Source organism: Flavobacterium rakeshii, from assembly GCF_009741375.1.
Taxonomy (GTDB): Bacteria; Bacteroidota; Bacteroidia; order Flavobacteriales; family Flavobacteriaceae; genus Flavobacterium; species Flavobacterium rakeshii.
Window position 1 is genome coordinate 140,017 of record NZ_WOWP01000016.1, and the last position, 23,515, is coordinate 163,531.

Sequence of the window (23,515 nt, forward strand, 5' to 3'; positions counted from 1 at the left end):
ATGTAGTATATTTTATATTTGTATATACAAATGTTGTGTTAAAAATTTGTTAACGGTAAATGAATAGCCTTTTTTGCCTTAATTTTATTGGCCTTAACGTAAATTGACATTCATGAAAAAAATGCTATTAGCAGGATTTGCGGCAATATTTTTGTTGTATTCCTGTAATGAAAAGAAAGAAAAAGAAGGTGAAGAGGAGGTAAAAGAGACTACGGAAGCAGTTACCGAGGAAAAAATGCCAACCCCCATGCATGTGTATACTAAGGATAGTGTTACCGTAAATGCGTATAAATATGACGGACTTGAATACTTTCTTACCAAAAGTAACGATACTACTTATGTGGTCAATTTTTGGGCTACCTGGTGTGTACCCTGTGTAGAGGAATTACCTTATTTTGAACAACTAAATGAAAAGTATAAAAACGATAAGGTAAAAGTACTGTTGGTAAGCTTGGATATGCATAAGTCGGTTGAGAGCAGGCTTATCCCTTTTATTAAGAATAAAAAGCTTCAAAGCGATGTGGTTATGCTTCGTGATCCTGATGCCGATACATGGATAAGGAAAATAGATACCACATGGAGCGGGGCATTACCGGCAACCATTATTTACAATAAAGATGAGCGTAAGTTTTACGAGCAGTCGTTTACTTATAGTGAGCTGGAAAAAGAATTAAATAATTTTATCAAACCATAATAAATCATAAATCATGAAAGCAATAAAATTTTTAGGCGCATTTGCCATAATAGGAGTACTGTTTGCCTTTACAGTTAGTAAGTCGGACAACGTTGTAAACGGATATAAAGTGGGTGATGTAGCGACCGATTTCAGTCTTAAAAACATTGACGGTAAAAGAGTATCACTAAAAGACTTTAAAGATGCTAAAGGTTACATTGTAGTGTTTACCTGTAATCACTGCCCTTATGCAAAGGCGTATGAGGATAGAATAGTAGCGCTTGACAAGAAATACAAAAAACAGGGATATCCGGTAATTGCCATTAATCCTAATAATCCTGAGAAACTAAAAGACGATAGTTTTGAAAATATGCAGGTTAGAGCAAAAGAAAAAGGGTTTACATTCCCATATCTTTTAGACGAAGGACAAAAAATATACCCGCAGTATGGTGCTACAAAAACACCACACGTTTATGTACTACAAAAAACAGCTAAAGGTAATGTAGTTAAATACATAGGTGCTATAGATGACAACTATGAAGATGAGGCTGCCGTTACTAAAAAGTATGTTGAAGATGCAGTAAACTCACTTTTAAAAGGAAAAGAAGTTAGTGTAAAAGAAACTAAGGCTATTGGCTGTTCAATAAAAGCATAATACCTTTGCCAAAAATAACAGAATGAACTTATCACAACAGGAATGGTGGGACAAAGCACAGGAAGACGAAAATGCCGTTATTCTGGATGTCCGTACTGAAGACGAATGGAATCGCGGTATTATACCGGGAGCCATTAATATAGATATCTATAAAGGTCAGGGATTTATTTATGCCGTTGAGGAGCTTGATAAATCTAAAAACTACTATGTGTATTGTGCAGCCGGAGGGCGAAGTGCACAGGCCTGCAGTATTATGAATCAGTTGGGTTTTGAAACGGCCTATAACCTTATTGGGGGTATTACCCAGTGGGATGGTCCGGTAAATGAGCCTGAATAAAATAAAAAAAGAGAGCCAAACGGCTCTCTTTTTTATTTTCCCGATGAGGTAAACGAGTTAATGTTTTCCCTCCAGTAATCAATTAGGTTTTTTATACGTTCCTTATAGCTGTTGTAGTCACTTCCTTTGTGGATGTAATCCTGAATGGAAAGCTTATTAGCCTGCCTTACAGAATGCTCATCCTGAGCGTTAGAGATAAAAACATAAGGTATGTCTTTATCCATAAAAATCTCTTCCTGTAGTATTAATTCCCTTAATTCAAAACCGCCCAGTTTAGGCATATTAATGTCGGAAATTACTATAAAAGGCTCTACTTCAGGTCTTCTTAAATAATCAAGAGCTTCTACGCCGTCATGGAAAAATACCAGTTTGTTTTTATATCCAAGATCCCTGAATATTTCCTGTAAAATTTCCCTGTCGTCCTCATCATCTTCAATAATTAAAATATCCCTATGTTTTTTCATGGTGGATTCTCCTTGCTGTTTTGGTTTGGTTTTTACTATGCATAGATAGTAATTATTAAAGGCTTTTGTGTTATAATATTAAGCATGTTTTTTATCATTCTAACGTTTGAGATATAAGTAATTACTTATATTTACTTAAATTGCACAGGCATACAACTTTGTAATCCAACTGAAAAATGAAAATAAAATCAATTTTACTATGTCTCTTCCTGTTAGGAAGTTTAACCGTGGCGCATGCTCAGGAGGATGCTTCTACGGTTTTACAAACGGCTTATACACAGGCTAAAAAAGAAAATAAAAAAGTATTTGTAATATTCCATGCCTCTTGGTGTGGCTGGTGTAAAAAGATGGAAAAGAACATGCAGAGTTCCTTATGCAAAAAACTTTTTGATAATAATTATGTTACTACTTTTTTAACGGTACAGGAGTCGCCAAAGAATAAGAATCTTGAAAATCCGGGCGCTGCCGATCTTTTAACAAAATACAAAGCATCGGGTGTAGGGATACCTTTTTGGGTGATACTGGATACCGATGGTACTGTACTTGCCGATGCGTTTAACAGCAAAGGGGAGAACCTGGGTTGCCCGGCAACGGCTGAGGAAGTAGGGGAGTTTGTAACTAAGCTTAAAAAAACGTCTAAGCTAACAAAAGCACAGCTTGACGTAATTTCACAGGTTTTTACGATTAAGAAATAAGTGTTTCTGGGATGTAACGTTTCATTGTTTAAGTTTACCCTTAACTTTGCATACACACTAAAATTTTAAGCATGAAAAAACTATTTTATATCACAGCACTATTAATTACACTTGTTTCCTGCCAGGCACAAAAGAAGGATGGAACCGAACTGGTTTCTCCTACAGAGTTTGCTCATAAGGTAGAAGCAGAAAAAGGTCAGCTTATTGATGTACGTACTCCGGGAGAATATAAGTCGGGGTATATAGACGGAGCTGTTAACATCCACCTGTATGATAAGGACTTTGAACAGCGTATTGATAAACTGGATAAGGAGGAAACGGTATATGTATACTGTAAAGCCGGAGGACGTAGTGCCGAAGCAGTTGAAATTATGCACGAAAAAGGCTTTAAGCACATTGTAGAGCTTGATGGTGGTATGGATGCCTGGAATGAGGCAGGAGAGCCGGTAAAGAAATAATTAGCCTATAAGGAAAATAAGATAGCAGAAAAATGCTATTGCCAAACATAAAGGTGAATAATAACGGGTATCGTTCTTAGCAAAGAGGGTACCCGTTGTTTTTTTAAAGAAGCCTATATATTTAAAATCGCCAATAGCTCTTAAAGTAAATATTATCCCTATTACGAGTGTTGCATATTTAAAAAAGGTCAGGCTTACATAAGCTTTAAAAATATCCAGGTTGCCTATCATTATAAAGGCGAATAAACCCAATCCGGCTGCAACGGCGAGCGTCATTAAAGGTCCGGGTTCAAAGGGTTTGTCATCTCCTTCCAGTACAGGTATTACAGCATTAGTACCACGGGTGCCTCCCATAGCCCAATACACATGTAAAAACGACAGAAATATAAATATGGAGGTATTTATTAAAACAGGAAAAATCATTACGATTAAGTTTGGTTCCTATAAAGTTACCGCTTTAAATCGTAATGATTTTAAATCGTATTGAAAATATTTTACTGTGCTAAAACATCACGAATCTCCTCGTGTTTATCAAACATTCTTTTAGCAAAAGGACATAGAGGAATTATTTTGCTGTTGTTATTCCTTGCAAATGTCACGGCCTCGTCCAGTAATTTTTTACCTATACCTTTAAAGTCAGGGTTACCTATGGTATGCTCAATGATAAATTTATCTCCTGCCCATACATAGGTCATTATACCAGCCTGTACATCGCCTTCTAAAGCTTTAAAGTGGCCTTTTTTGCCATCATCATAATGTTTTATTTCCATGGGGTTAGTGTTTTGGTTTAAAGTTAGTGTTTTGTGGAGGCAGGGGTACAAATCCCGTTTCTCCTTCTATTTTAGGGAAGGTTTGATCCAGCCATCTTTGTTTGGCATCTTCAATAAGTTCATATGATGTCGCTACAAAGTTCCAGTATATATGCCTTGGCTCAGGGAAAGGTTCTCCGCCAAAAATATACACCGTACTGTTTTCATTAATTGTGAATTCACACAGCGAGGCTTCTTTAGCTACCAATAACTGTTTTGGTTCAAAGGTGTTTCCGTCGCTTTCTATACTCCCTTCCAGTATGTATAATCCGCTTTCGCCATACAGGTTTTTACCTATGCTAAGCTTTTGTTTTGTTTTACTTTTAATTTCTATAAAGTACAGTTTGCTGTACACCGGTACAGGCGATTTTTTTCCGAAAGCCTCTCCGGCAATCAGTTTGAAATCAACGCTATCTTCCTGCCATGTAGGTAGCTGGTCTTCTTCCACATGTACGAAAGACGGATCCATTTGTTCAAATTCCTTTGGCAGGGCTACCCAAATCTGTAATCCGTGAAGGCTCTTGTCAGAATGTCTCAGGTAATCAGGGGTACGTTCAGAGTGTACTATACCTTTTCCGGCAGTCATCCAGTTTACCTGTCCGGGTTTTATTTCCACTTCAGATCCCAAACTGTCCTTGTGCATAATACTGCCTTCAAACAGGTAGGTTAGGGTAGAAAGCCCAATGTGAGGATGCGGCCCCACATCCATATTTTCGTTGTCCTTAAGCGCTACAGGTCCCATGTGGTCTATAAAAGCAAAAGGCCCTACTGTCCTTTTATCTTTAAAAGGTAAAAGCCTTCCTACCAAAAAGTTGCCTATGTCGCTGGGACGTTCTTCTATAATGAGGTTAATGTTTGACATGATGAGATTAATTAGCTATATTTTTAGTTGATAGTTATTTACAAGTATTTTCCTCATCAATACCCAACAACTTTTTCATTAATAAAAAAACTTTTGTGGAGGATTCATTTTTAGCAGGATTATTATCAGAAAATGTTTTGGATATTTTTTCAGCTCTTTCTATAGCATGACAAACTCTCCTTTTTCCATTTACCTTTGCCATTAGTATATCAAACATTTCTGAGCTAATACTTTTTCCCCTTTTATCATTACTACTATCATATTTTAAGTTGTATGGCTTTAGAAATTCATTCAGTTTTTGCTTATATAATTTTCTATCCATAGGCTCTCCTTGATAGTCATTAAAATGTAGGAGTAACCAATATTCAAATGCTTGGTGAGAGTATGCGACATTTATATTATTTTTTTCAGCTAGCCATATTGCTTCATTAAAGTTTTGTAATTGTTTTGGATTGTCAGGTTTGGGATCAGCATCAAAAACACACCAAACTTCATCATATTTTATTTTTTTTGAATCACGTATATTTATAGTTTTTTTTACTAAAGAAATAGTATTGTCACCAATACCAATAACTTCCACTTGCATTGAGGCTATTCTTAGTTGATTAAAATAATCTTTTTCAGTATTTTTACCTTCACATGTAATTAAAATTTTTAATTTTTCATTTCGAGTATCATTAGTTCGATCTAAAATAGCTTCTTTATTTTTCTTTTGTTTTAATTGAGCTTTATGTTGTTTCTTCTTAAGCTCTTGCTCCTGCTTTTTATTTTTCATTTTCATTTTCAGGAGAATTAAATAAATCAGACAAATTTTCTATATATGGTACGCCTCCATAACTGCCTTGTAAATATTTTTCTTCAAAATTACTATTCTTTCTAATTTTTATATCTGCTAAAGAATATATTTCAGCCTCTCCATATCTATTTTTTTGAACAAACCATATTTGATCTCGTCTGAAAATATTTTCGTTTAAAAGGTTACTATTATGTGTATTAAAAATTAATTGAGCATTTTTTGGATTACTTTCGGAAGAGTTAAATAATTTAATAAGATGAGAAACAATATTAGGATGTAAGCGAGAATCTAGTTCATCAATAAATAGAGAAGAACCATTAGTTAAAGACTCAAAAATAGGTCCTAGTAATGCTAATAGTTTTTGAGTGCCTGCTGATTCAGTGTTGTCAAAATCGTAGGCTTCCGAAGATACAAAATTATAATCTATATCATATTTTTTATGAATAGCTTCAGTTTCTATTATTTGAATTTCTTTTTCTTTCTTTTTTAATTCTATGAATTTATTTAGGATTTCTTTAGGCAGGTTATTGTATTTATCATTATCAATATGTATTTCTTTGACATTAATATCACTAATACCTATATCAAATCTTTTTATCGTTTCAATAATTTTTATTCCAATTTCACTTTTTTCAGCAATTTGATTTAAAGAAAATCCTTCATAATAATTTGGTTCATTACCTAATAAAAATGATAAATCTTCAAAGTATTTGACAAGTTTTCTAGCAACTTTAACTTTAAATTGATTTGCTAAAGACAGGATTAGAGCATTGTCTCTAATGATATCTCCTTCTTTTTGGAGTAATTCAAATTTTTTAAATAATTTATGGAAAGTGAATGTTGACTTCTCTCTATAGAAAAGTTCGACCTCTTTTGGTTTTAAATTTAATTTTTTTTGATATAGCCATTCAGAAATAATCTTTTTCTTGTTCGCTTCAAAACCATATCTATATTGAGTATCGTCTATTATAAATATAATTTCAAATTCTGAAGGTTTTTTTTCTGTATGAGTATTAAAAGCAAACGGTTGTACATTTATTTTATCTCCTTCTTGAGTTTTTGTTGAAGAGTTTATTATAAACCATCTTAAAAATGCAGCAGCATCTAAAAATTTTGTTTTACCACTAGCATTTGAGCCATAGATTACAGCACTTTTTAGTAATCGATATTGAAAGTTTTCTATATTTACTACATTGCTCTCTTCTAAATCTATTTTATCATAATTAGAGGCAACAAAACTTATAGTAGATTTTTTTCTAAAAGTTTTGAAGTTTTGTATAGAGAATTGTACTAACATGTCTTGTTTTTTTGATCAAAAATACATAAAAATGAATTATAAAACACTTTTTTGTCTGTATCTTTACAGAAAAGCGCTTTATAGCTTTATAAACAGGGATGAGCGTACTTCGTTTGTAATATTACGGGTTTTATGCCCTTTACCTTCTGTGTCTTCCATTAACAGGATATCTCCGCCCTTAAAGTATCTTTTTTCACCTAATGAGTTCTCTATTTCAATCACCCCATCTATAAGAATAATGTACTGCCTGTTTGGAGCATTATGGAAATCATAATCGTAGGTTGGGGCAACTTTCCTAAACTGAACAGTACCGACCTTTTGTGCTTCCGAAAGGAAACCTATTTCCCCGGCATCGTTTAAAGTAACGGAGACAGACTCAAAACGACTGTCTCCGTTAGCATCAGTGTGTATTCGTGTTATGTTAAAAGCTTCCATCAGGCAAAATTTGTGTTAAGCCATTCGGCAGTAAGTTCAATATCGTTTTGGGTAAGGTTATGCCCTGTAAGTAAATCATGATGCTCTACAGTAAAACTTAACTCTTTTAATTTGTCCAGATATTCTGCCGTTTCGTTTGGATTAATGGTAGGATCCAGCCTTCCCGAACTGAAAAATACAGGTACACCGGTATCAGTACCAATGGATTTTACTTCTTTAAACGGTTGCATGGGTCTGTATAAAATAGCTCCTGCCAAAAACTCTGGGTACTTAATTAGTGTTGATCCTGCAATGTTGGCTCCATTAGAGTAGCCTAAAGCAATGAGTTTGGTAATATCAAATCCTTCCTTATCGGATATAAATTCTATAAAAGATACCATTTCATCGGTACGAAAATCAAGGTCTTTTTCATCAAATACTCCCATGCCAAGGCGTTTAAAAAAGCGCGGCATACCGTGTTCGCTTACATTCCCTCTAAGACTAAGAATATTAAAGCGGTCGCCAAAGTCTTTAGCCAAAGGGATAAGGTCTTTCTCGTTGCCACCGGTGCCGTGCAGCAGCAATAGTGTATAGGCTGCTGCATTTCCGGATGACTGATATATATATTTTAATGGTTCAAATTTCATTTTAAAAAGTATTAGTTAATAGGTGCTAAATGAGCTTCAAGTTCACTTCTGCGTGATTCATATTGTTTCGGTAACTTAAGGCCTTTACCTAAGTCTTCCAGTTTTTCATCTACTGTAAAGCCAGGGTTATCGGTAGCAATTTCAAATAGCACTCCACCCGGTTCTCTAAAGTATAAAGAGTGGAAGTAGTTACGGTCTATTTGCGGGGTAATGTTAAGCCCGGCAGCAAATACTTTCTCCCTGAATTTCATTAAGGTTTCATCGTCTTTTACCCTAAAGGCAACATGGTGAACAGTACCGTTTGCCACATGTCCGCGTTTTTCTTCTTTCAGTTCAACAATGTCAACTATAGCAGCGTTCTCTACAGCATTGGTAACAAAACGGTAGCGGTTAACATCCTGACTTACCAGTTTGTAACCAAATATTTCGGTTAATACAGCGGCTGTGCCTGTCATGTTGTTTAAGGTAAGTGTCACGTTGTGGAATCCTCTGGTAGCAATGTCTGCTTTAACCTCGTCGGTCTCCCATGGTTTACGATTATCTGGAGTGGCCGATTCTATAAGTTCCAGTTTTAATCCGTCAGGATCAATGAAGGTTAAATACCTTTCCCCAAACCTTTCGGCAGGTTTATTATAAATTACATTGTATTTTTCAAAGCGTTCTACCCATTTTTCAAGGCTGCCTTTAGGAACGGAGTAACCAATCTCTGTTGCCATACCCGAACCTCTTCGGCCCTGTGGTATACCTGCTCCCCAAGGGAAGAAGGTTAATATAGTACCTGCACTGCCTATTTCGTCTCCAAAATAAAAGTGGTAAGTGCCCGGGTCGTCAAAGTTTACGGTTTTTTTAATGAAGCGTAAACCAAGAACTTTAGAATAAAAGTCAAAATTACGTTTAGCGTCTCCTGCTATCGCAGTGATATGGTGTAAGCCTAATATTTTATTTTCCATGATATATGTTTTTTTAATTGTTATGTAAAATTACAATTGGTTTAAAAGTTATGCATTGAACTGGGACAAGAAGTTAATTATCTCAGGGTCATTGTTTAAAGCTGCCTGAATTTCATTATATAATAATCCGCTTCCCCCGCCATAATGCTGAATGATTTTTGTTTTAGGGTTGTGTTGTGTAAAAAATAACCTTAGTGAAATTTCGGTTTGTTCGTCAATTCCGCATCCTAACAATACAAGGCAAATACTGTTGTTTTTAAATAGGGCTACAGCCTCGTTTTCATCGGTAGTTCCTAATCCGGTCCATAGTTCATTTTTATTAATGAGCCTTACAACCGTTTCCATAATTTCAGGGTGTTTTCCTATATATAATATGTTTATCGTTTCCATTGTAATGCTGCTTTGATTTTACATTACGAAGTTCCGTTAAACAGTTACCCTGTGCATTGAACTGGGACAAGAAAGTATATAAATGCAAAAAGCAGCCATTTGGCTGCCTTTTGTATAATGTTGTATGTAGTAATTATTTTCGGTCGTCTATAAACTCACCTGATTTGGTCGTTTCCTTTTCCTGATTGATAAAGTTAGGCATGGTGCCGAAAATATAATCCCAAAGCGGAGAAGATACCCCAAAGGCTTTGTCTGGCTGCCTGTAATGGTGTACGGCATGGTGATGCCATAGTGTTTTAAGGAAGTTGTTAGGTACCGTAAAAATATGTACGCTGTAATGGATACATAAATAAATAGTATAGCCCATAAGGAAACCGGCAAGGAACCCAAAAACATAATCGCCCATCATGGCTCTGTATACAAGGAAGAAAAAGGTAGCCAGTACAAGTGCAATAATAGGAGGCATAGCAAGCCTTTGTTTGTCTTTAGGGTAGTCATGGTGTACCCCGTGTACTTTATAGCTAAAGCTTTCGGTAGTAACCTCATGGTTATGATCTCCTTCCTTAATATGATAAAGGTAACGGTGTACTATATACTCTATAAAGGTGAAAACAAACATCCCGGCAAAGAATAATAATATGATTTGCGGAGTGGTAAACCCTTTTTCAATTATACCATAATATATTAGTAAAGCCGATATAATAGTGAAAATACTAAGAGGCATGGCAATGTGAGTACGTGTTAGTTTTTCCAGTACCGGATTTTTAAACAGCGTGGCACTGCCTTTATGTTTTGGTCTTGGGCGTCTTATTTTGGTTGATTCAGACATGGTTGTGATTTTTTTGATGGATTGATGATAAATGAACTTTCAACACACAAGTTACTAAATTTATCAGTTTGTTTTACTCTAAAAAAGGTAAAAAAGCCCCTGTTTGTAAACAGTTACCTGTTGAAAACCCTTGTTTCTGTAACTGTTTTTGGTTTTAGTTTAATCATTTCTTAATCTGTCGGTAATGTGTATAGGTGTTGGGCTAAGTAAGTTTGCTTTTTGAATAAAGTATTTTTAAGAGATGATAGGTTCCTATAAAAAAATTGTTGCAGCTGTAGTGGTACTGGCAGGTTCATTTACCATTATTTCATTTACCCGAAATACCGGCTCGGCACCTCCGGAGGTATTAAGCAATTATTTTTCGCAGTTTAACCTTTCGTTAGAAAAGCTTGATAAAACCACAAATGATTTCAGGTATGGTAAAACCAGTCTGGATTCGGTACAATTAGCTGTAAAAAACACCCGTTTATCTTACAAAAAGGTTGAGTTCTTTTTAGCCTTTTACTATGCCGAATATATAAAGAGCCACATTAACGGAGCACCGTTAATGCATATTGAAAAAGAAGGTACAATGCCAAAAGTTGTTAGTCCTGAAGGATTGCAGGTTTTGGATGAACTTGTTTTCTCTGATGAGGCAGAGGCAGAAAGAAACCAGATAGCATCATTATCAAAAACCATAAGGATGAAATATGCTGTTTTATATAGCAGCATTACCGGTCAGGAATTCAATAACCAGTATAATGTTACTGCCATGAGGCAGCAGCTTATTAGGGATTTCAGTATGGGAGTAACTGGTTTTGATACTCCGGGGTCGTTAAACGGGCTGGAAGAGGTGCAATCATCTTTTCAGGGCATGCTTACTTTTTTTAAAGATAACTACAATGGTAATACTGTAGCTAAAAATGAGGTGATACACTTGTTTGAAGAGGCAATAGCTTATTTGAATAATCCGGTTTCTTTTGAAGATTTTGACAGACTTACTTTTCTTAAGTCATTTGTAGACCCTTTGTATAAAAAACTGGGAGAACTGGAAGGTGCTGTTAACCCTGATTACCTTAAGTATACATCGGGCTGGAACCCTGAGAGTACTTCAATTTTTGCAGCCGATTTTTTAAACCCGTACTATTTTACCGAACTTAAAAAGGGAGACGATAGTAAAGAGCTTAGGGAGCTGGGTAAAACATTGTTTTATGACCCTATAGTTAGTAACGAAGGAAAATTAAGCTGTGCAAGCTGCCATAATCCTGATAAGGGTTTTACCGACGGTGTTCCGAAATCACTAAGCAACATACAGGGAAAAACAGTTTTACGTAATGCTCCAACATTATTAAACGCAGTGTATGCGGATAGGTATTTTTATGACCTTAGGGCGTTTAGCCTTGAACAGCAGGCAGAACACGTTATTTTTAATCATGACGAATTCAATACCGCTTACAGTGATATTCTTAGTAAGCTTAAAGCTGACGAGACTTATGCTGATAAGTTTAAAGCTGTATTTGGTAAAGATGCTGTAACGAGAGAAAATTTCTCAAAGGCTTTGGTTTCTTATGTAATGTCACTACAGTCGTTTAGTAGTCAGTTTGATAAATACATAAGGGGAGAACAGGCAGATATACCTGCTGAGGTAAAAAGAGGTTTTAACCTGTTTGCCGGAAAAGCAAACTGTGCTACCTGCCACTTTATGCCAACCTTTAGCGGACTTGTGCCTCCTTTTTATAACGAGAACGAAAGTGAGATACTGGGTGTGCTGGATGATCCAAAAAAAGCACCAAGACTGGATATGGATATGGGGAGGAATGATAACAAAATACAATCAGAACAGGCTTGGATATTTGAGCGTTCGTTTAAAACCACAACCATAAGGAATATAGAGGTTACAGGGCCTTATTTTCATAACGGGGCTTACAGTACTCTTGAAGAAGTTATCGACTTTTATGATAACGGAGGCGGAGAAGGAGTAGGGCTTGGAGTAAGCAATCAAACCCTCTCGCCTGATGCTTTAAATCTAACCGATGAAGAGAAAAGCGACCTTATTGCTTTCCTGAAATCGCTTACTGATTTGTCATCAGTCAGATAGACATGGTTGAAGTTTACATTAAATAAACATAGTTGCTTAATTTCATTTTATTGTTAATTGTTTTTTAAACTAGGTAACACTAGTTTAAATGAACCTTAAAGGTGAATTGAGGTAAAGGAAACATGCTGAAGGTAGTTTTGTAGGGTAAAAACAAAAACTATATAAACAGAATGAAAAAAAGTTTACTTTCCCTTTGTTTACTGTTCTCTCTATGGAGTTTTGCAGTAATCAGCTTTAATGTAGAGCCTATCTCTGCGACAGCCCCGGCTTCTGCACCCGAAGCTAAGGCAACTCCGGCTAAAAAAGAAGTTGCTGCTAAAAAATCTACAGCTGTAAAAGCTGCTGCTATGCTACCTCCTTTAACGCCTGCAAACTACCCTCTTTCTAAAGATTCAGAGTGGGCTTATTTTGACTTAGGTACAAGCCTTGATGCTACAACATGGGCAGAGACTACTTATGATGTTTCTGCGTGGGCTACAGGTCAGGGACCACTAGGATATGGAGATGCTACTAAAACTGTAATTTCTTACGGTCCTGATTCAGGTAATAAATACATTACAAGTTACTTTGTAAGAGACTTAAACGTTACTCTTGCTGAAGTTGCTGATATGGTAGAATTCGGTATCAGAAGAGATGATGGTGTTATCGTATATGTTAACGGTGTTGAGGTAATAAGAGATAACATGCCTGCAGGTGATGTTAACTACCTTACTCATTCGTCTGGTATCGTTGATGGTGCCGATGAGAAAAGATTCCAGGTATTCCACCTTTCAAAAACTATCTTTAACGAAGGTGTAAACAGAATCGCTGTTGAAATGCACAACCGTGACGGACAGAGTTCTGACCTTGGTTTTGATATGTATATTAAAGATGCTCCGGCTGAATTTGTTTGTGAAGAAGGTCACATAGGTTGTTTTACTTCTATTGATCCAACTGCTCAAACTACAAACTTAATTATACCTACAGAGCACAAATTCCAGTTATTATTTAAACAGGGAGATGCTTATATGGATGGTTCAGGTAACGTACCGGGTAACCACGATTTTACAGGTTATATTGCTATTGAAGGTAGCAGTGAGCAAGGTTACCTTTCGGTAAACCACGAAAACAACCCTGGTGGTGTATCTATTGTAGATATGCACCTTGATACTGATACTAACCTTTGGGTTATTGATAACTCTCAACCGGTTGAATTCCAAAATGACGACCTTGTAACTACTATCAGAAACTGTTCGGGTGGTGTTACTCCATGGGGAACTATCATAACTGCTGAAGAAAACACTTCCGGTGGTGATGCTAACTCTGACGGATACCAGGATGTGGGATGGTTAGTAGAAATTGATCCTGTAACTGCAGCTGTAAAAGACTATGGTAATAATAAGCAGGAAAAACTTTGGGCTATGGGTAGAATGAACCATGAGAACGTTGTGGTTTCTGCCGATGGAACTACTGCTTACTATGGTGAAGATGGTGGTACAAACTGTGTTTACAAGTTTGTTGCCGATACTCCTGGTGATCTTACTTCAGGTACTGTATATGTACTTTCTTTAGATACCGGTCTTTCAAGTAATGAACCTACTTCAAGTACTGCTACATGGATTGAAGTTGCTAATGAAACAGCTGAAGACAGAAATAACTTAACAGCAAACGCTGCTACTGCAGGCGGAACAGCTTTTTCAGGTGTTGAAGACTGTGAAATAAGCCCTATTGACGGTAAAATTTATTTTACTGCAAAAGGTTTAGATCGTGTATACCGTTTTACAGATAACGGTGAGACTGTTTCTGATTTTGAAACTTTTGTAGGAGGTATGTCTTATGAAATCGAAACTGCAAACGGAGTTGTTACAGAACAATGGGGTGATGGTAATGATAACCTTACTTTTGATGATAAAGGTAACCTTTGGGTACTTCAGGATGGTGGATTAAACTACATATGGGTAATCCGTCCTAACCACTCTCAGGGAGCTCCACAGGTGTTACTACACTCTTCTATGCCTGCAGGTTCTGAGCCAACAGGTTTAACATTTACTCCTGATTTTAAATATGGTTTCTTCTCTGTACAGCATCCTGATAATGGTAATACAGCTCAGGTTGATGCTACTTTTGGTGAAGTAAACTTTAATGCTTCTGCTTCGGTAGTTATTGCTAACAGATCTCAGCTTGGTATCCAGGCTCCTGTTGCAGATTTCTCTGCTAACGAAGTAACTGTTGAAGAAGGTGAAGTAGTAACCTTTACTGACCTTAGTACAAACAACCCAACTTCGTGGATGTGGACATTTGAAGGTGGTGAGCCTGCTACATCTACAGATGCTAGCCCGGTAGTAACTTATGCTGAGGCTGGTACTTACAATGTAACTCTTGTATCTACTAACGTAGCTGGTGACAGTGAGGCAGAACTTAAAGAAGAGTACATTATTGTAGAAGAAGCTTTAGGTATAGATACTCCAAATCAGCTTAAAGGTATTGTTAGCCTTTATCCTAACCCAACAAAAGGTCAGGTTACTTTAGAGCTTAACGATGAGGCTGGTAACAATGTACTTGTTGAAGTATATGATATGCTTGGAAGAAAAGTAGTTGTAAAAGAGACTCAGTCTCTTGGCGGAACTCAAAAAATTGACCTAAACCTTACTCAGCTTAATGGTGAGCAGGTATTTATCATCAATGTTACAGTTGGTGAGAAAACAGGTACTTACAAAATGATAAAAGTAAACTAATACTTTTTTCACAACATAATACAGGACCGGCAAAATGCTGCCGGTCCTTTTTTTCAGTTTTACACACATGAAAGGAAGATTTTTAGCAGCGTTACTTTTTATAGCCGGCAGTTTTGCAGCAAAAGCACAATATGCCGATCCTATTAACATACCTGTTTATTATAGTGTTAAAGAGGCTCTGGCTGATAAAAAGGCAAAACAGTTAAACTTAAGGGACCAAAAGCTGTTTTATGTACCAAAAGATTTAAGCAAACTAAAGCATTTAGAGTTTTTAAATCTTATGAGGAATAATTTAGAGTACTGGGATAAGGAAATTTTTACCCTTACTGAGCTGGAAGTACTTAACTTTAAACTTAATGGTATTAAGTATGTGCCGGAGGATATAGCTAATCTTAAAAAGCTTATACGTATTGATTTTTCAGATAACAGCATATCTTACCTTCCGCAGGAAATAAAAGCACTCACTAAACTGCAATACCTGCATCTTTCGTTTAATTTACTTATCTCCATACCAGAGGGAATAGGGAATTGTAAAGATCTTGAGGTGCTTGAGCTCGATAATAACCAGTTAAGCTACCTGCCGCAAAATATCACGAAACTTAAAAAACTGAAAAACCTACAGTTGGGATTCAATCAGTTTCATGAGTTTGACGGGAGTTGGCTAAATTTTCCTAATCTCGAGATACTGAATATGGAATCTAACAGTATTAGTTACCTTGCTCAGGAAATAGAGAAACAAAAAAAGCTACGTACTTTAATGCTTGCCAATAATAAACTGGAAGTATTGCCGCAAGGTATTACTAACCTTAAAGAATTAAGGCTTTTATCGCTTGCTAACAATAAATTAAAAACATTACCGGAAGGAATTGAAAACCTAACGGAACTTAAAACACTTCTACTTAACGGTAATCCCATAAGTAATTCGGAAAAAGAAAGGATTAAAAAGGCATTACCCAACTGCAAAGTCTATTTCTGATAGGTTATCTTAAATAGGTGTATACTATTTTACGTTAAAAAAGCGGCTTTTTGAGCTGCTTTTTTTGTTATGTAACAAAAGCTACTGACGGGCTTATATCCATTTTGTTTTTTTGCATAAAAAAGAACAAACGATGGATTGGATTTTAGAACCGTGGCCGTGGTATGTGGCCGGACCGTTAATTACGCTAACAATGGCGTTACTTTTATTTTTAGGAAAGAATTTTGGGATGTCGTCTAACCTGCGTACGTTGTGTACCATGTGTGGTGCCGGTAGTACCTGTGATTTCTTTTGTTTTGACTGGCGATCACAAAAATGGAACCTTCTTATTATGGTTGGTGCTGTTTTAGGAGGCTTTATAGCTTTCAATTTCCTGTCGGTTAATCAGGTGCCTCAGCTTAATGATGAGGTGATAACCCAACTGCATTCACTGGGTTTTGATAGTGCAGGTAAAACCTATGTGCCTACAGAGCTTTTTGGTGATGGTGCTTTCACTTCGGTAAAAACAATAGCAATACTTATTATTGGAGGGTTTTTGGTAGGTTTTGGAGCACGTTATGCCGGTGGCTGTACTTCGGGTCATGCAATCTCGGGGTTAAGTAATCTTCAGTTACCTTCACTAATAGCTGTGGTAGGCTTTTTTGTAGGCGGACTAATTATGGTTCACCTGTTATTCCCATTAATTTTTTAAAGGCATAAGAGTATGAGAAATATAGTTTTTTTAGTTGTAGGAACATTTTTCGGGATAGTAATGTTTAAATCAGAAGCCGCTTCATGGTTTCGTATTTATGAGATGTTCCAGTTCAAATCGTTCCATATGTATGGAATAATAGGCTCGGCATTAGTGCTGGGAGTACTATTGATTCAGCTTATTAAAAGAAAGAGATTGAAAGATATGTCTGGCAACCCTATAATGATTCCGCCTAAAGACAGGAGTTTTTCTAGATATATGTTTGGCGGAATCCTTTTTGGGTTAGGCTGGGCGTTGGCTGGTGCCTGCCCGGGGCCTATGTTTGTACTGGCAGGAGCCGGTTTTTATCCTATACTTATTGTTATAGGAGGAGCCATTGCAGGTACTTGGGTATACGGACTAATTAAGAATAAGCTGCCACATTAATTCGTATATTTAACCAATCAACCTTATGGAATTAAACATGGAAGAGCTGATAAAACAGGCCTATGGGTCGGTATTTGAGGAAGCATTGATAAAAGAAATTGCAGAAGTATCTACCCTTGTAGAGTTTGAAGAGGGGGATAAACTTATAGATATTGGGGAATACATACGAAGGATGCCTTTATTGCTTACAGGTGCCATCAAAATATTAAGGGAAGACAGGGATGAGGGCGATTTATTGCTTTACTTTCTTGAAAAAGGTGATACCTGTGCCATGACGCTTGCCTGTTGTATGGGAGATACCCGAAGCGAAATAAGGGCGATTGCCGAAAACAGTGGCTCCCTTGCCATGATTCCGGTAAATAAAATGGAAGAATGGCTGGGCAAGTATAAAAGCTGGCGCAACTTTGTATTTACAAGTTATAATAAACGCCTTAGTGAAATGCTTAATGCGGTAGATAACCTTGCCTTTATGAAAATGGATGAGCGTTTGCTTAACTACCTTAATGAAAAAGCTAAGGTGAACAATTCTGACATTATAAACAATACCCATCAGGAAATCGCATATGAGCTTAATACCTCAAGAGTGGTGGTTTCAAGGCTTTTAAAAGCTTTTGAGAATGAGGGTAAAATCAAACTGAACAGAAATAATATTGTTCTTTTAAATAAATAACCGCAGTGTAACTTTTGTTACTGCAAGGCTCTTAACTGAGCACTAATTTAGCCTGAAATTATTAAAGCATACACTTATGGATGTAACAATGGTTTCAGGCTATTTTTTGGCCCTTTTAGTAGGGGTTTCTCTGGGATTAATAGGGAGCGGAGGCTCAATATTAACAGTGCCTATACTGGTTTATATACTTACGGTAAACCCGGTATTAGCAACAGCCTATTCTTTATTTGTAGTAGGGAGTACGGCACTTGTTGGGGGACTTAGAAACGCTTTTCAGAAAAATGTAGACTTTTCCATAGTATGGGTGTTTGGTATTCCGTCGTTAATAGCGGCATACCTTGTTAGGGCATTTGTTATCCCTGCCATACCCGATGTGGTTTTTTCAGTCAGTTCCTTTATAATAACAAAATCTTTATTGTTAATGGTACTCTTTGCTGTGGTAATGCTTACAGCATCGGTACGCATGATACGATCCGGACAAACCGGTGCCCTTGCCGCTAATGTTGAGATTTCCTATACCAAACTGGTCGTTTTGGGTGTGTTTATAGGGGTTTTAGCAGGTGCGGTAGGTGCCGGAGGCGGATTCCTTATCATTCCGGCCTTGGTTTTTATAGCTCACATGCCCATGAAAAAGGCAGTTGGAACTTCACTTTTCATTATTGCCATACAATCGCTTGCAGGGTTTATGGGAGATGTGGGTCAGGCAGAAATAAACTGGCCGTTTCTACTATTATTTTCACTTATGTCGGTTATCGGGATATTTATCGGGATAGGACTTTCCAAAAAAATACCGGGTGAGAGCCTTAAAAAGGGGTTTGGTTGGTTTGTGTTGGCAATGGGTATATATATCCTGCTGAAAGAATTTTTTATGTAACTGAAAATAAATGGTTTGTGTAACTTTTGTTACTGCACATTATTTACGGTTAAAGTAATTTTGGAGTATAAATTAATAAAAGAGTAAGCTATGTATTTTCAACATGTATATGATAAAACTTTAGCCCAGGCAAGCTACTTTATAGGCTGTCAGGCAAAAGGGGAGGCAATAGTAATAGATGCAAAAAGGGATATAGATACCTATCTTGAAATTGCCAAACAAAACAATATGACCATTACCCATATTGCAGAAACCCATATTCATGCCGATTTCCTAACCGGGTCAAGGGAACTTGCAAAGGTAACAGGTGCTAAAATGTACCTGTCTGACGAAGGTGGTGAAGGCTGGCAGTATGAGTTTGATCATGTAGGGGTTAAAAACGGTGATGTAATTAAGGTAGGTAACCTTACACTGGAAGTTATCCATACACCGGGGCATACACCCGAGAGTATCAGCTTTTTGTTAACCGATCATCCTGCTACAAACGAGCCTGTGATGCTATTTACCGGAGACTTTGTTTTTGTAGGTGATATAGGCAGACCCGATTTGCTTGAAAAAGCAGCCGGACTGGCAGGTACTCAGGATGCGGGAGCTAAGCAGATGTACAAATCCATAGAGAAGTTTGCTTCGCTACCGGAGTATATTCAGGTATGGCCGGGGCATGGGGCCGGGTCGGCATGTGGTAAGGCTCTTGGAGCAGTACCAAGCTCTACGGTAGGATATGAAAAAATTAGAAACTGGGCTTTCCAGTTCGGTGATAACGAAAAAGGTTTTACTGATTTTCTGCTTGCCGATCAGCCCGAGCCACCTAAGTATTTTGCTATGATGAAAAAGCTTAATAAGGTGGACAGACCATTACTTATTGAAGTGCCTAAGCATGCAAAACTTTCTAAAGCCGAATTTTTAGACGCTTATGAAAAAGGGATTAAAGTAATAGATACCCGTAATAAGGCCGACTTTGCTCAGGGATTTATTCCGGGGAGTATAAATATACAGGGTAATAACTCATTTGCTACTTGGTGCGGATGGATGCTTACTTATGACGAACAGTTTATACTGGTAGCCGATGAATCGCAAATGGACGACCTGACCAGAAAACTGATGCGTATTGGTCTGGATAACATTTATGGTTTTGTAGATAACGTAAATGATTTTGGCTTTGAACTTGAAAAAGCAGATGTGATTGATATCGATGAGTTTAAAACCTACTTGGGTAAACCAAACGTACAGGTGCTGGACGTAAGGGGAGCTGCCGAATATGAAACAGGACATGTGGAAGGTGCAGAGAATCTTTTTGTAGGAACTTTAAAAGATAACCTTGATAAAATTGATAAAAACAAACAAGTAGTAATACACTGCCAGAGTGGGGACAGGGCCGCTATCGCGGCATCATTACTTCATAAAAACGGAGTAAAGGTCAAAAACTTTTCGGGAGGTATGGCAGAATGGAAAAAGAACAATAACCTAACAGTGACTAAATAAGTAAGCGTATGAAAAATGTAAGGCAAAATGAATGGGAAGAGCTGGTAGCTCAGGATCCAAATGCGGTTATACTGGATGTAAGGACAGAGGGTGAGTGTGCCGATGGTACTATGCCTAATGCTGTTTGCATAAACTTTTTTGAAACAGAACGTTTTTTTGATGAGATAAAAAAAATGGATCGTAACAAAAACTACTACGTGTATTGCAGAAGCGGAAACAGGAGTGGTATGGCTTGCCAGTCGATGGAAAGTTTAGGGTTTAAAAATACTATAAACCTTGCAGGAGGTTTGCTCCTTTGGAAGGGAGAACTGGTATAAGAGTTTTAAGTTATATTTTTATACTATTGTGATTAAATTGTGATTGATTTGAAAAGGCAGCTGTTAAGGCTGCCTTTTTTGCTTTTGTTGTTATAATACCTGTATTTTACTAAATAGATAGGGCTATCTTTTGTATTAAAAGTATATTTGTGCCGACTAATAAATCTTACAAAAATTTTGATTAGATTTATATGATGTATCATAGGGTTTGGGATTGATGAAACGTAAAAACAATAAGCTAAAAAATAATATAAGGGTATTACTGCCGGTGCTTCTACTGGTTTTTACCCAAACTTTATTTTGTCAGGAAAAAGACAGGCATATTGTAAACAAGGCTATCGAACTTTCTTTTTACAGTCCTGATGAAAGTGTTAAGTTAACTCAGCATCTTTTAAAAAAGGCCGAAACTCCGTCTCAATTTGTTCAGGCATATCTTATAGAAGCCGATGCTTACAGAGCTAAAGGGGAGTACAGTAAATGTGCTAATAATGTTTTTAATGCTAATCAGTATCGCGAAAAAGTAAACGACTCCTTAAAGGCAGAGATTCTTTTCAGGCAAATCTTTTTAGCCAGAACACTCCGTTTATACAATCAGTTTGATAATTACGCTGCCGGTCTTATCAGTTTGTCCGAAAATCAGGATCAGGCATCATTATCTTCGCTTATTACAATTAAACTGGATATTGAAAAAGCTTTTATTCTTTTCGGTAAAAATGAATATGCTAAAGGTTTGGATGTTTTAAACACTCTGGAGGAAAATCATTTTCCGGAAATAAAGGCATATTCCTACCTTGATAAATTTTATTTGGTAAAAGCTATTGCTTATAAAGGTCTTGACGAATATGAAAAAAGCAATGACTATTATGTTAAGGCTCTTAATGATTATTTAAAAAATCATTCTAAAACCAACAGGCTTACAGAGATTGCACTGGTAAAGGGACAGGCAGAACTTCAGTTTCATAATAAGGATTATGCAAAGTCTATTGCTAACTTAACAATTGCACTTCAAAAAGCCGAAAAACTTGAAAATATTTATGCACTGGAGGACATCAATAATCTTTTAGCTTTAAATTATCTTGCTCTTAATGATAAAGAGAATCATAATCTGTACAACAAAGCATTTTTAAGCTATAATAGAAAAGTATACGATTTGGAAATCGCTTCGGTGAACGAATGTTATAGTCTTATAGGAGAACAGCAGGCAATAAACTATACCTCAAGGGAAAACACTCTAAAGTTATATATGTACAGTGCACTGGGATTATTATTTTTAATACTGTTATTTGGTAGTTTGTTGTATTTTTCAAACAGGGCGCAAAAGAAAAGATTAAAAGAAATTATAGGTTATTTAGAAGTGACCAATAAACTATTGGTAGAGTCGACCGATAAGGTAAAGAAAATGGCGCCCAAAAAACTCTCTATCCCTACCGAAACCGAACAGAATATACTGGCGAGCCTTAAAAAGTTTGAAGGGACAACCAAGTTTACTAATAAGGATATGTCGCTAGCAACACTGGCAGCCCAACTGGATGTTAATACAAAATACCTGTCGGAGATTATTAATAAGCATTATAACGATAATTATAATACTTATATCAATAAGCTCCGCATTAACTATATAATTGAGAAACTTAAAAACGAGCCGGAATACCTGAATTATAAAATCAGTTACCTGGCAGAAGAGAGTGGCTTTTCATCACACAGTAGTTTTGCAACGGTATTTAAATCGATTACGGGCATTGCCCCAACTGTTTTTATAGACTTATTGGGTAAGGAAATACATAATAAGAAAGCTTAATATGTTAGTTGTTTTAAAAAGAGTAGTGATAATGTTAGCACTTATAGTAATGAGTGCGGTATCGGCTTTTGCCCAACAATCACGAAAAATAGACAGTATAATAAAGGCTAACAGACTTACCATTTATAAAAACCCTGATGAGACCATACGAATAGGGGACTCCATTTATGAAGCCAGTAAAAGTTCGGGTGATAAAATAAGGGGACTTATTCTTATCTCAAATGCTTATTCATCCAAAAGGGACTATCAGCAGGCATTAAAATACTGTTTGAGAGCTGATAGTATTTCTAAAAAACTGGATGAACCTAATTTAAAGGCTAATCTTTTAAATAGTATTGCGGTTATCTATCAGCAGTTAAAGGTGTATGATAAAGCTATGGAATACCTGGATGAAAATGACAGGTATTTAGATACTAATCCGGTGAAGGACTCAATATACCTTAGGGCAACAAACAATGTGGTTAGAGGGCTTGTTTATAAAGAGGACCTGAGTTGCGAACTGGCCATTCCGTTTTTCAATAAGGCTATTGAGCAGTATAAAAAACTTAACACGACTAACGAGCAGCCTAATATCAGTATAACATTATATAACAGGGCTTATTGTTTTTTGGCATTGGAACGTTATGAGGAAGCCAAGGAGAGTTTTGAACTTTCTATAGTATATGCCGAACATACAAATGCAAAGAGCCTAAAAGCTTTTTCATTAAAAGGACTTTCGGAAGTGTATACCCACGAGAAAGAATATGAAAAAGCAATAGGGGTTTTAGAGGAGGCACGTCAGTTAGCAGAAGACGTGGGAGACCTTATACTGAACAGGGGAATTTATTTGGCATTAGCCGATAATTACCTTGCTGTAAACAACTGGGAAAAATATAAGGAATACCGTAAACTGTTTCTGGAAAATCAATACATCATTAAGGAATCTGAGAGAAGATCCATTAGTGATTCCATAGATGAACTTACTGCAAATTATGAGCAAAAAACAGCTAATCTTACCAATAGATATTACATCTGTACAGGTATAATAATACTACTTATTTTACTCGCTGTTTTTGTTATTTTGCGCTATCATAAAAAAGCTAAAAAATCATTAAATAACCTTAAATTAAGGTTTGAAGAGGTTAAAAAAGCCCGAAAAGGGATGGGTATTCTGTAAAATCTTATTTTTAAGTTAAAATGCTGTTTTTTAATGTTTTAACTCTTTATTTTTACTT

Annotated in this window: 27 protein-coding genes; 16 read left to right on the top strand and 11 right to left on the bottom strand. The window is 36.5% G+C overall.

All coding sequences use genetic code 11. From position 1 onward, the window contains the following. Positions 1–112 precede the first annotated feature (112 nt). From GN157_RS06090 to GN157_RS06100, 3 genes are read left to right on the top strand one after another with little or no spacing between them, the layout of a single operon-like run. Positions 113–694: a TlpA disulfide reductase family protein gene (locus GN157_RS06090; protein WP_157482206.1), complete on the top strand. Its 582-nt coding sequence runs from the start codon at positions 113–115 to the stop codon at positions 692–694. A 13-nt stretch (positions 695–707) separates the two neighbouring features. After that, positions 708–1,328 carry a thioredoxin family protein gene (locus GN157_RS06095; protein WP_157482207.1) on the top strand — a complete coding sequence of 207 codons (621 nt, stop codon included), beginning with the start codon at positions 708–710 and terminating at the stop codon, positions 1,326–1,328. A gap of 22 nt (positions 1,329–1,350) precedes the next feature. Beyond that, positions 1,351–1,665 (top strand): rhodanese-like domain-containing protein, encoded by a 315-nt coding sequence (locus GN157_RS06100; RefSeq protein WP_035130569.1) that lies wholly within the window; start codon positions 1,351–1,353, stop codon positions 1,663–1,665. A gap of 32 nt (positions 1,666–1,697) precedes the next feature. Here GN157_RS06100 and GN157_RS06105 read toward each other — a convergent pair whose 3' ends face one another. After that, positions 1,698–2,129 carry a response regulator gene (locus GN157_RS06105; protein WP_157482208.1) on the bottom strand — a complete coding sequence of 144 codons (432 nt, stop codon included), beginning with the start codon at positions 2,127–2,129 and terminating at the stop codon, positions 1,698–1,700. A gap of 176 nt (positions 2,130–2,305) precedes the next feature. Between GN157_RS06105 and GN157_RS06110 the strand changes: the two genes are divergently transcribed. Together GN157_RS06110 and GN157_RS06115 are read left to right on the top strand one after the other, a co-directional pair. Continuing rightward, the gene (locus GN157_RS06110; protein ID WP_157482209.1) at positions 2,306–2,824 is read left to right on the top strand and encodes a thioredoxin family protein; all 519 of its coding nucleotides are present in this window, start codon (positions 2,306–2,308) and stop codon (positions 2,822–2,824) included. Between the two features lie 71 nt (positions 2,825–2,895). Next, positions 2,896–3,282 (top strand): rhodanese-like domain-containing protein, encoded by a 387-nt coding sequence (locus tag GN157_RS06115; protein WP_157482210.1) that lies wholly within the window; start codon positions 2,896–2,898, stop codon positions 3,280–3,282. Here the strand turns inward: GN157_RS06115 and GN157_RS06120 are convergent, their stop codons facing one another. The 10 genes from GN157_RS06120 to GN157_RS06165 all read right to left on the bottom strand — a co-directional run bounded on the left by GN157_RS06120 (position 3,283) and on the right by GN157_RS06165 (position 10,276). Further along, on the bottom strand, positions 3,283–3,705 hold the full coding sequence (locus GN157_RS06120; RefSeq protein WP_157482211.1) for a DUF3995 domain-containing protein: 423 nt from the start codon (positions 3,703–3,705) through the stop codon (positions 3,283–3,285). A gap of 71 nt (positions 3,706–3,776) precedes the next feature. Beyond that, positions 3,777–4,052: a GNAT family N-acetyltransferase gene (locus tag GN157_RS06125; protein WP_157482212.1), complete on the bottom strand. Its 276-nt coding sequence runs from the start codon at positions 4,050–4,052 to the stop codon at positions 3,777–3,779. 4 nt (positions 4,053–4,056) lie between these two features. After that, positions 4,057–4,953: a pirin family protein gene (locus tag GN157_RS06130; protein ID WP_157482213.1), complete on the bottom strand. Its 897-nt coding sequence runs from the start codon at positions 4,951–4,953 to the stop codon at positions 4,057–4,059. A 34-nt stretch (positions 4,954–4,987) separates the two neighbouring features. Continuing rightward, positions 4,988–5,734, bottom strand: coding sequence for an RloB family protein (locus tag GN157_RS06135; RefSeq protein WP_157482214.1), 747 nt, complete (start codon positions 5,732–5,734; stop codon positions 4,988–4,990). Next, positions 5,718–7,046, bottom strand: coding sequence for an AAA family ATPase (locus GN157_RS06140; RefSeq protein ID WP_157482215.1), 1,329 nt, complete (start codon positions 7,044–7,046; stop codon positions 5,718–5,720). Before GN157_RS06140 ends, GN157_RS06135 begins: the two co-directional genes overlap by 17 nt. A 78-nt stretch (positions 7,047–7,124) precedes the next feature. Then, positions 7,125–7,481 carry a cupin domain-containing protein gene (locus tag GN157_RS06145; protein WP_157482216.1) on the bottom strand — a complete coding sequence of 119 codons (357 nt, stop codon included), beginning with the start codon at positions 7,479–7,481 and terminating at the stop codon, positions 7,125–7,127. Next, positions 7,481–8,107, bottom strand: coding sequence for an alpha/beta hydrolase (locus tag GN157_RS06150; protein ID WP_157482217.1), 627 nt, complete (start codon positions 8,105–8,107; stop codon positions 7,481–7,483). Before GN157_RS06150 ends, GN157_RS06145 begins: the two co-directional genes overlap by 1 nt. A gap of 11 nt (positions 8,108–8,118) precedes the next feature. Further along, the gene (locus GN157_RS06155) at positions 8,119–9,057 is read right to left on the bottom strand and encodes a ring-cleaving dioxygenase (protein ID WP_157482218.1); all 939 of its coding nucleotides are present in this window, start codon (positions 9,055–9,057) and stop codon (positions 8,119–8,121) included. 48 nt (positions 9,058–9,105) lie between these two features. Continuing rightward, positions 9,106–9,447, bottom strand: coding sequence for a hypothetical protein (locus GN157_RS06160; protein ID WP_157482219.1), 342 nt, complete (start codon positions 9,445–9,447; stop codon positions 9,106–9,108). Between the two features lie 133 nt (positions 9,448–9,580). Further along, a complete protein-coding gene (locus tag GN157_RS06165; protein ID WP_157482220.1) occupies positions 9,581–10,276 on the bottom strand; it encodes a sterol desaturase family protein in 696 nt (231 codons plus the stop codon). A gap of 241 nt (positions 10,277–10,517) precedes the next feature. On the opposite strand from GN157_RS06165, the gene GN157_RS06170 reads away from it, so the two are divergent. The 11 genes from GN157_RS06170 to GN157_RS06220 all read left to right on the top strand — a co-directional run bounded on the left by GN157_RS06170 (position 10,518) and on the right by GN157_RS06220 (position 23,457). Then, positions 10,518–12,353, top strand: coding sequence for a cytochrome-c peroxidase (locus GN157_RS06170; RefSeq protein WP_157482221.1), 1,836 nt, complete (start codon positions 10,518–10,520; stop codon positions 12,351–12,353). Between the two features lie 170 nt (positions 12,354–12,523). Next, entirely contained in the window at positions 12,524–15,067 is a 2,544-nt protein-coding gene (locus GN157_RS06175; protein WP_157482222.1) for an alkaline phosphatase PhoX, read from the top strand. A 67-nt stretch (positions 15,068–15,134) separates the two neighbouring features. Beyond that, complete coding sequence (locus GN157_RS06180) at positions 15,135–16,043, top strand: leucine-rich repeat domain-containing protein (protein WP_197429406.1); 909 nt, start codon at positions 15,135–15,137, stop codon at positions 16,041–16,043. 133 nt (positions 16,044–16,176) lie between these two features. Next, complete coding sequence (locus GN157_RS06185) at positions 16,177–16,734, top strand: YeeE/YedE family protein (RefSeq protein WP_157482224.1); 558 nt, start codon at positions 16,177–16,179, stop codon at positions 16,732–16,734. 12 nt (positions 16,735–16,746) lie between these two features. After that, positions 16,747–17,160: a DUF6691 family protein gene (locus GN157_RS06190; RefSeq protein WP_157482225.1), complete on the top strand. Its 414-nt coding sequence runs from the start codon at positions 16,747–16,749 to the stop codon at positions 17,158–17,160. 37 nt (positions 17,161–17,197) lie between these two features. After that, positions 17,198–17,830 (top strand): Crp/Fnr family transcriptional regulator, encoded by a 633-nt coding sequence (locus tag GN157_RS06195; protein ID WP_157482236.1) that lies wholly within the window; start codon positions 17,198–17,200, stop codon positions 17,828–17,830. Positions 17,831–17,906: 76 nt separating this feature from the next. Beyond that, positions 17,907–18,704, top strand: a complete 798-nt coding sequence (locus tag GN157_RS06200; protein WP_157482226.1) for a sulfite exporter TauE/SafE family protein — start codon at positions 17,907–17,909, stop codon at positions 18,702–18,704. Between the two features lie 90 nt (positions 18,705–18,794). After that, entirely contained in the window at positions 18,795–20,186 is a 1,392-nt protein-coding gene (locus GN157_RS06205; protein WP_157482227.1) for an MBL fold metallo-hydrolase, read from the top strand. 8 nt (positions 20,187–20,194) lie between these two features. After that, entirely contained in the window at positions 20,195–20,503 is a 309-nt protein-coding gene (locus GN157_RS06210) for a rhodanese-like domain-containing protein (RefSeq protein WP_157482228.1), read from the top strand. 217 nt (positions 20,504–20,720) lie between these two features. Continuing rightward, entirely contained in the window at positions 20,721–22,301 is a 1,581-nt protein-coding gene (locus tag GN157_RS06215; protein ID WP_157482229.1) for a helix-turn-helix domain-containing protein, read from the top strand. 31 nt (positions 22,302–22,332) lie between these two features. Next, positions 22,333–23,457 (top strand): tetratricopeptide repeat protein, encoded by a 1,125-nt coding sequence (locus GN157_RS06220; protein WP_197429407.1) that lies wholly within the window; start codon positions 22,333–22,335, stop codon positions 23,455–23,457. Positions 23,458–23,515 lie beyond the last annotated feature (58 nt).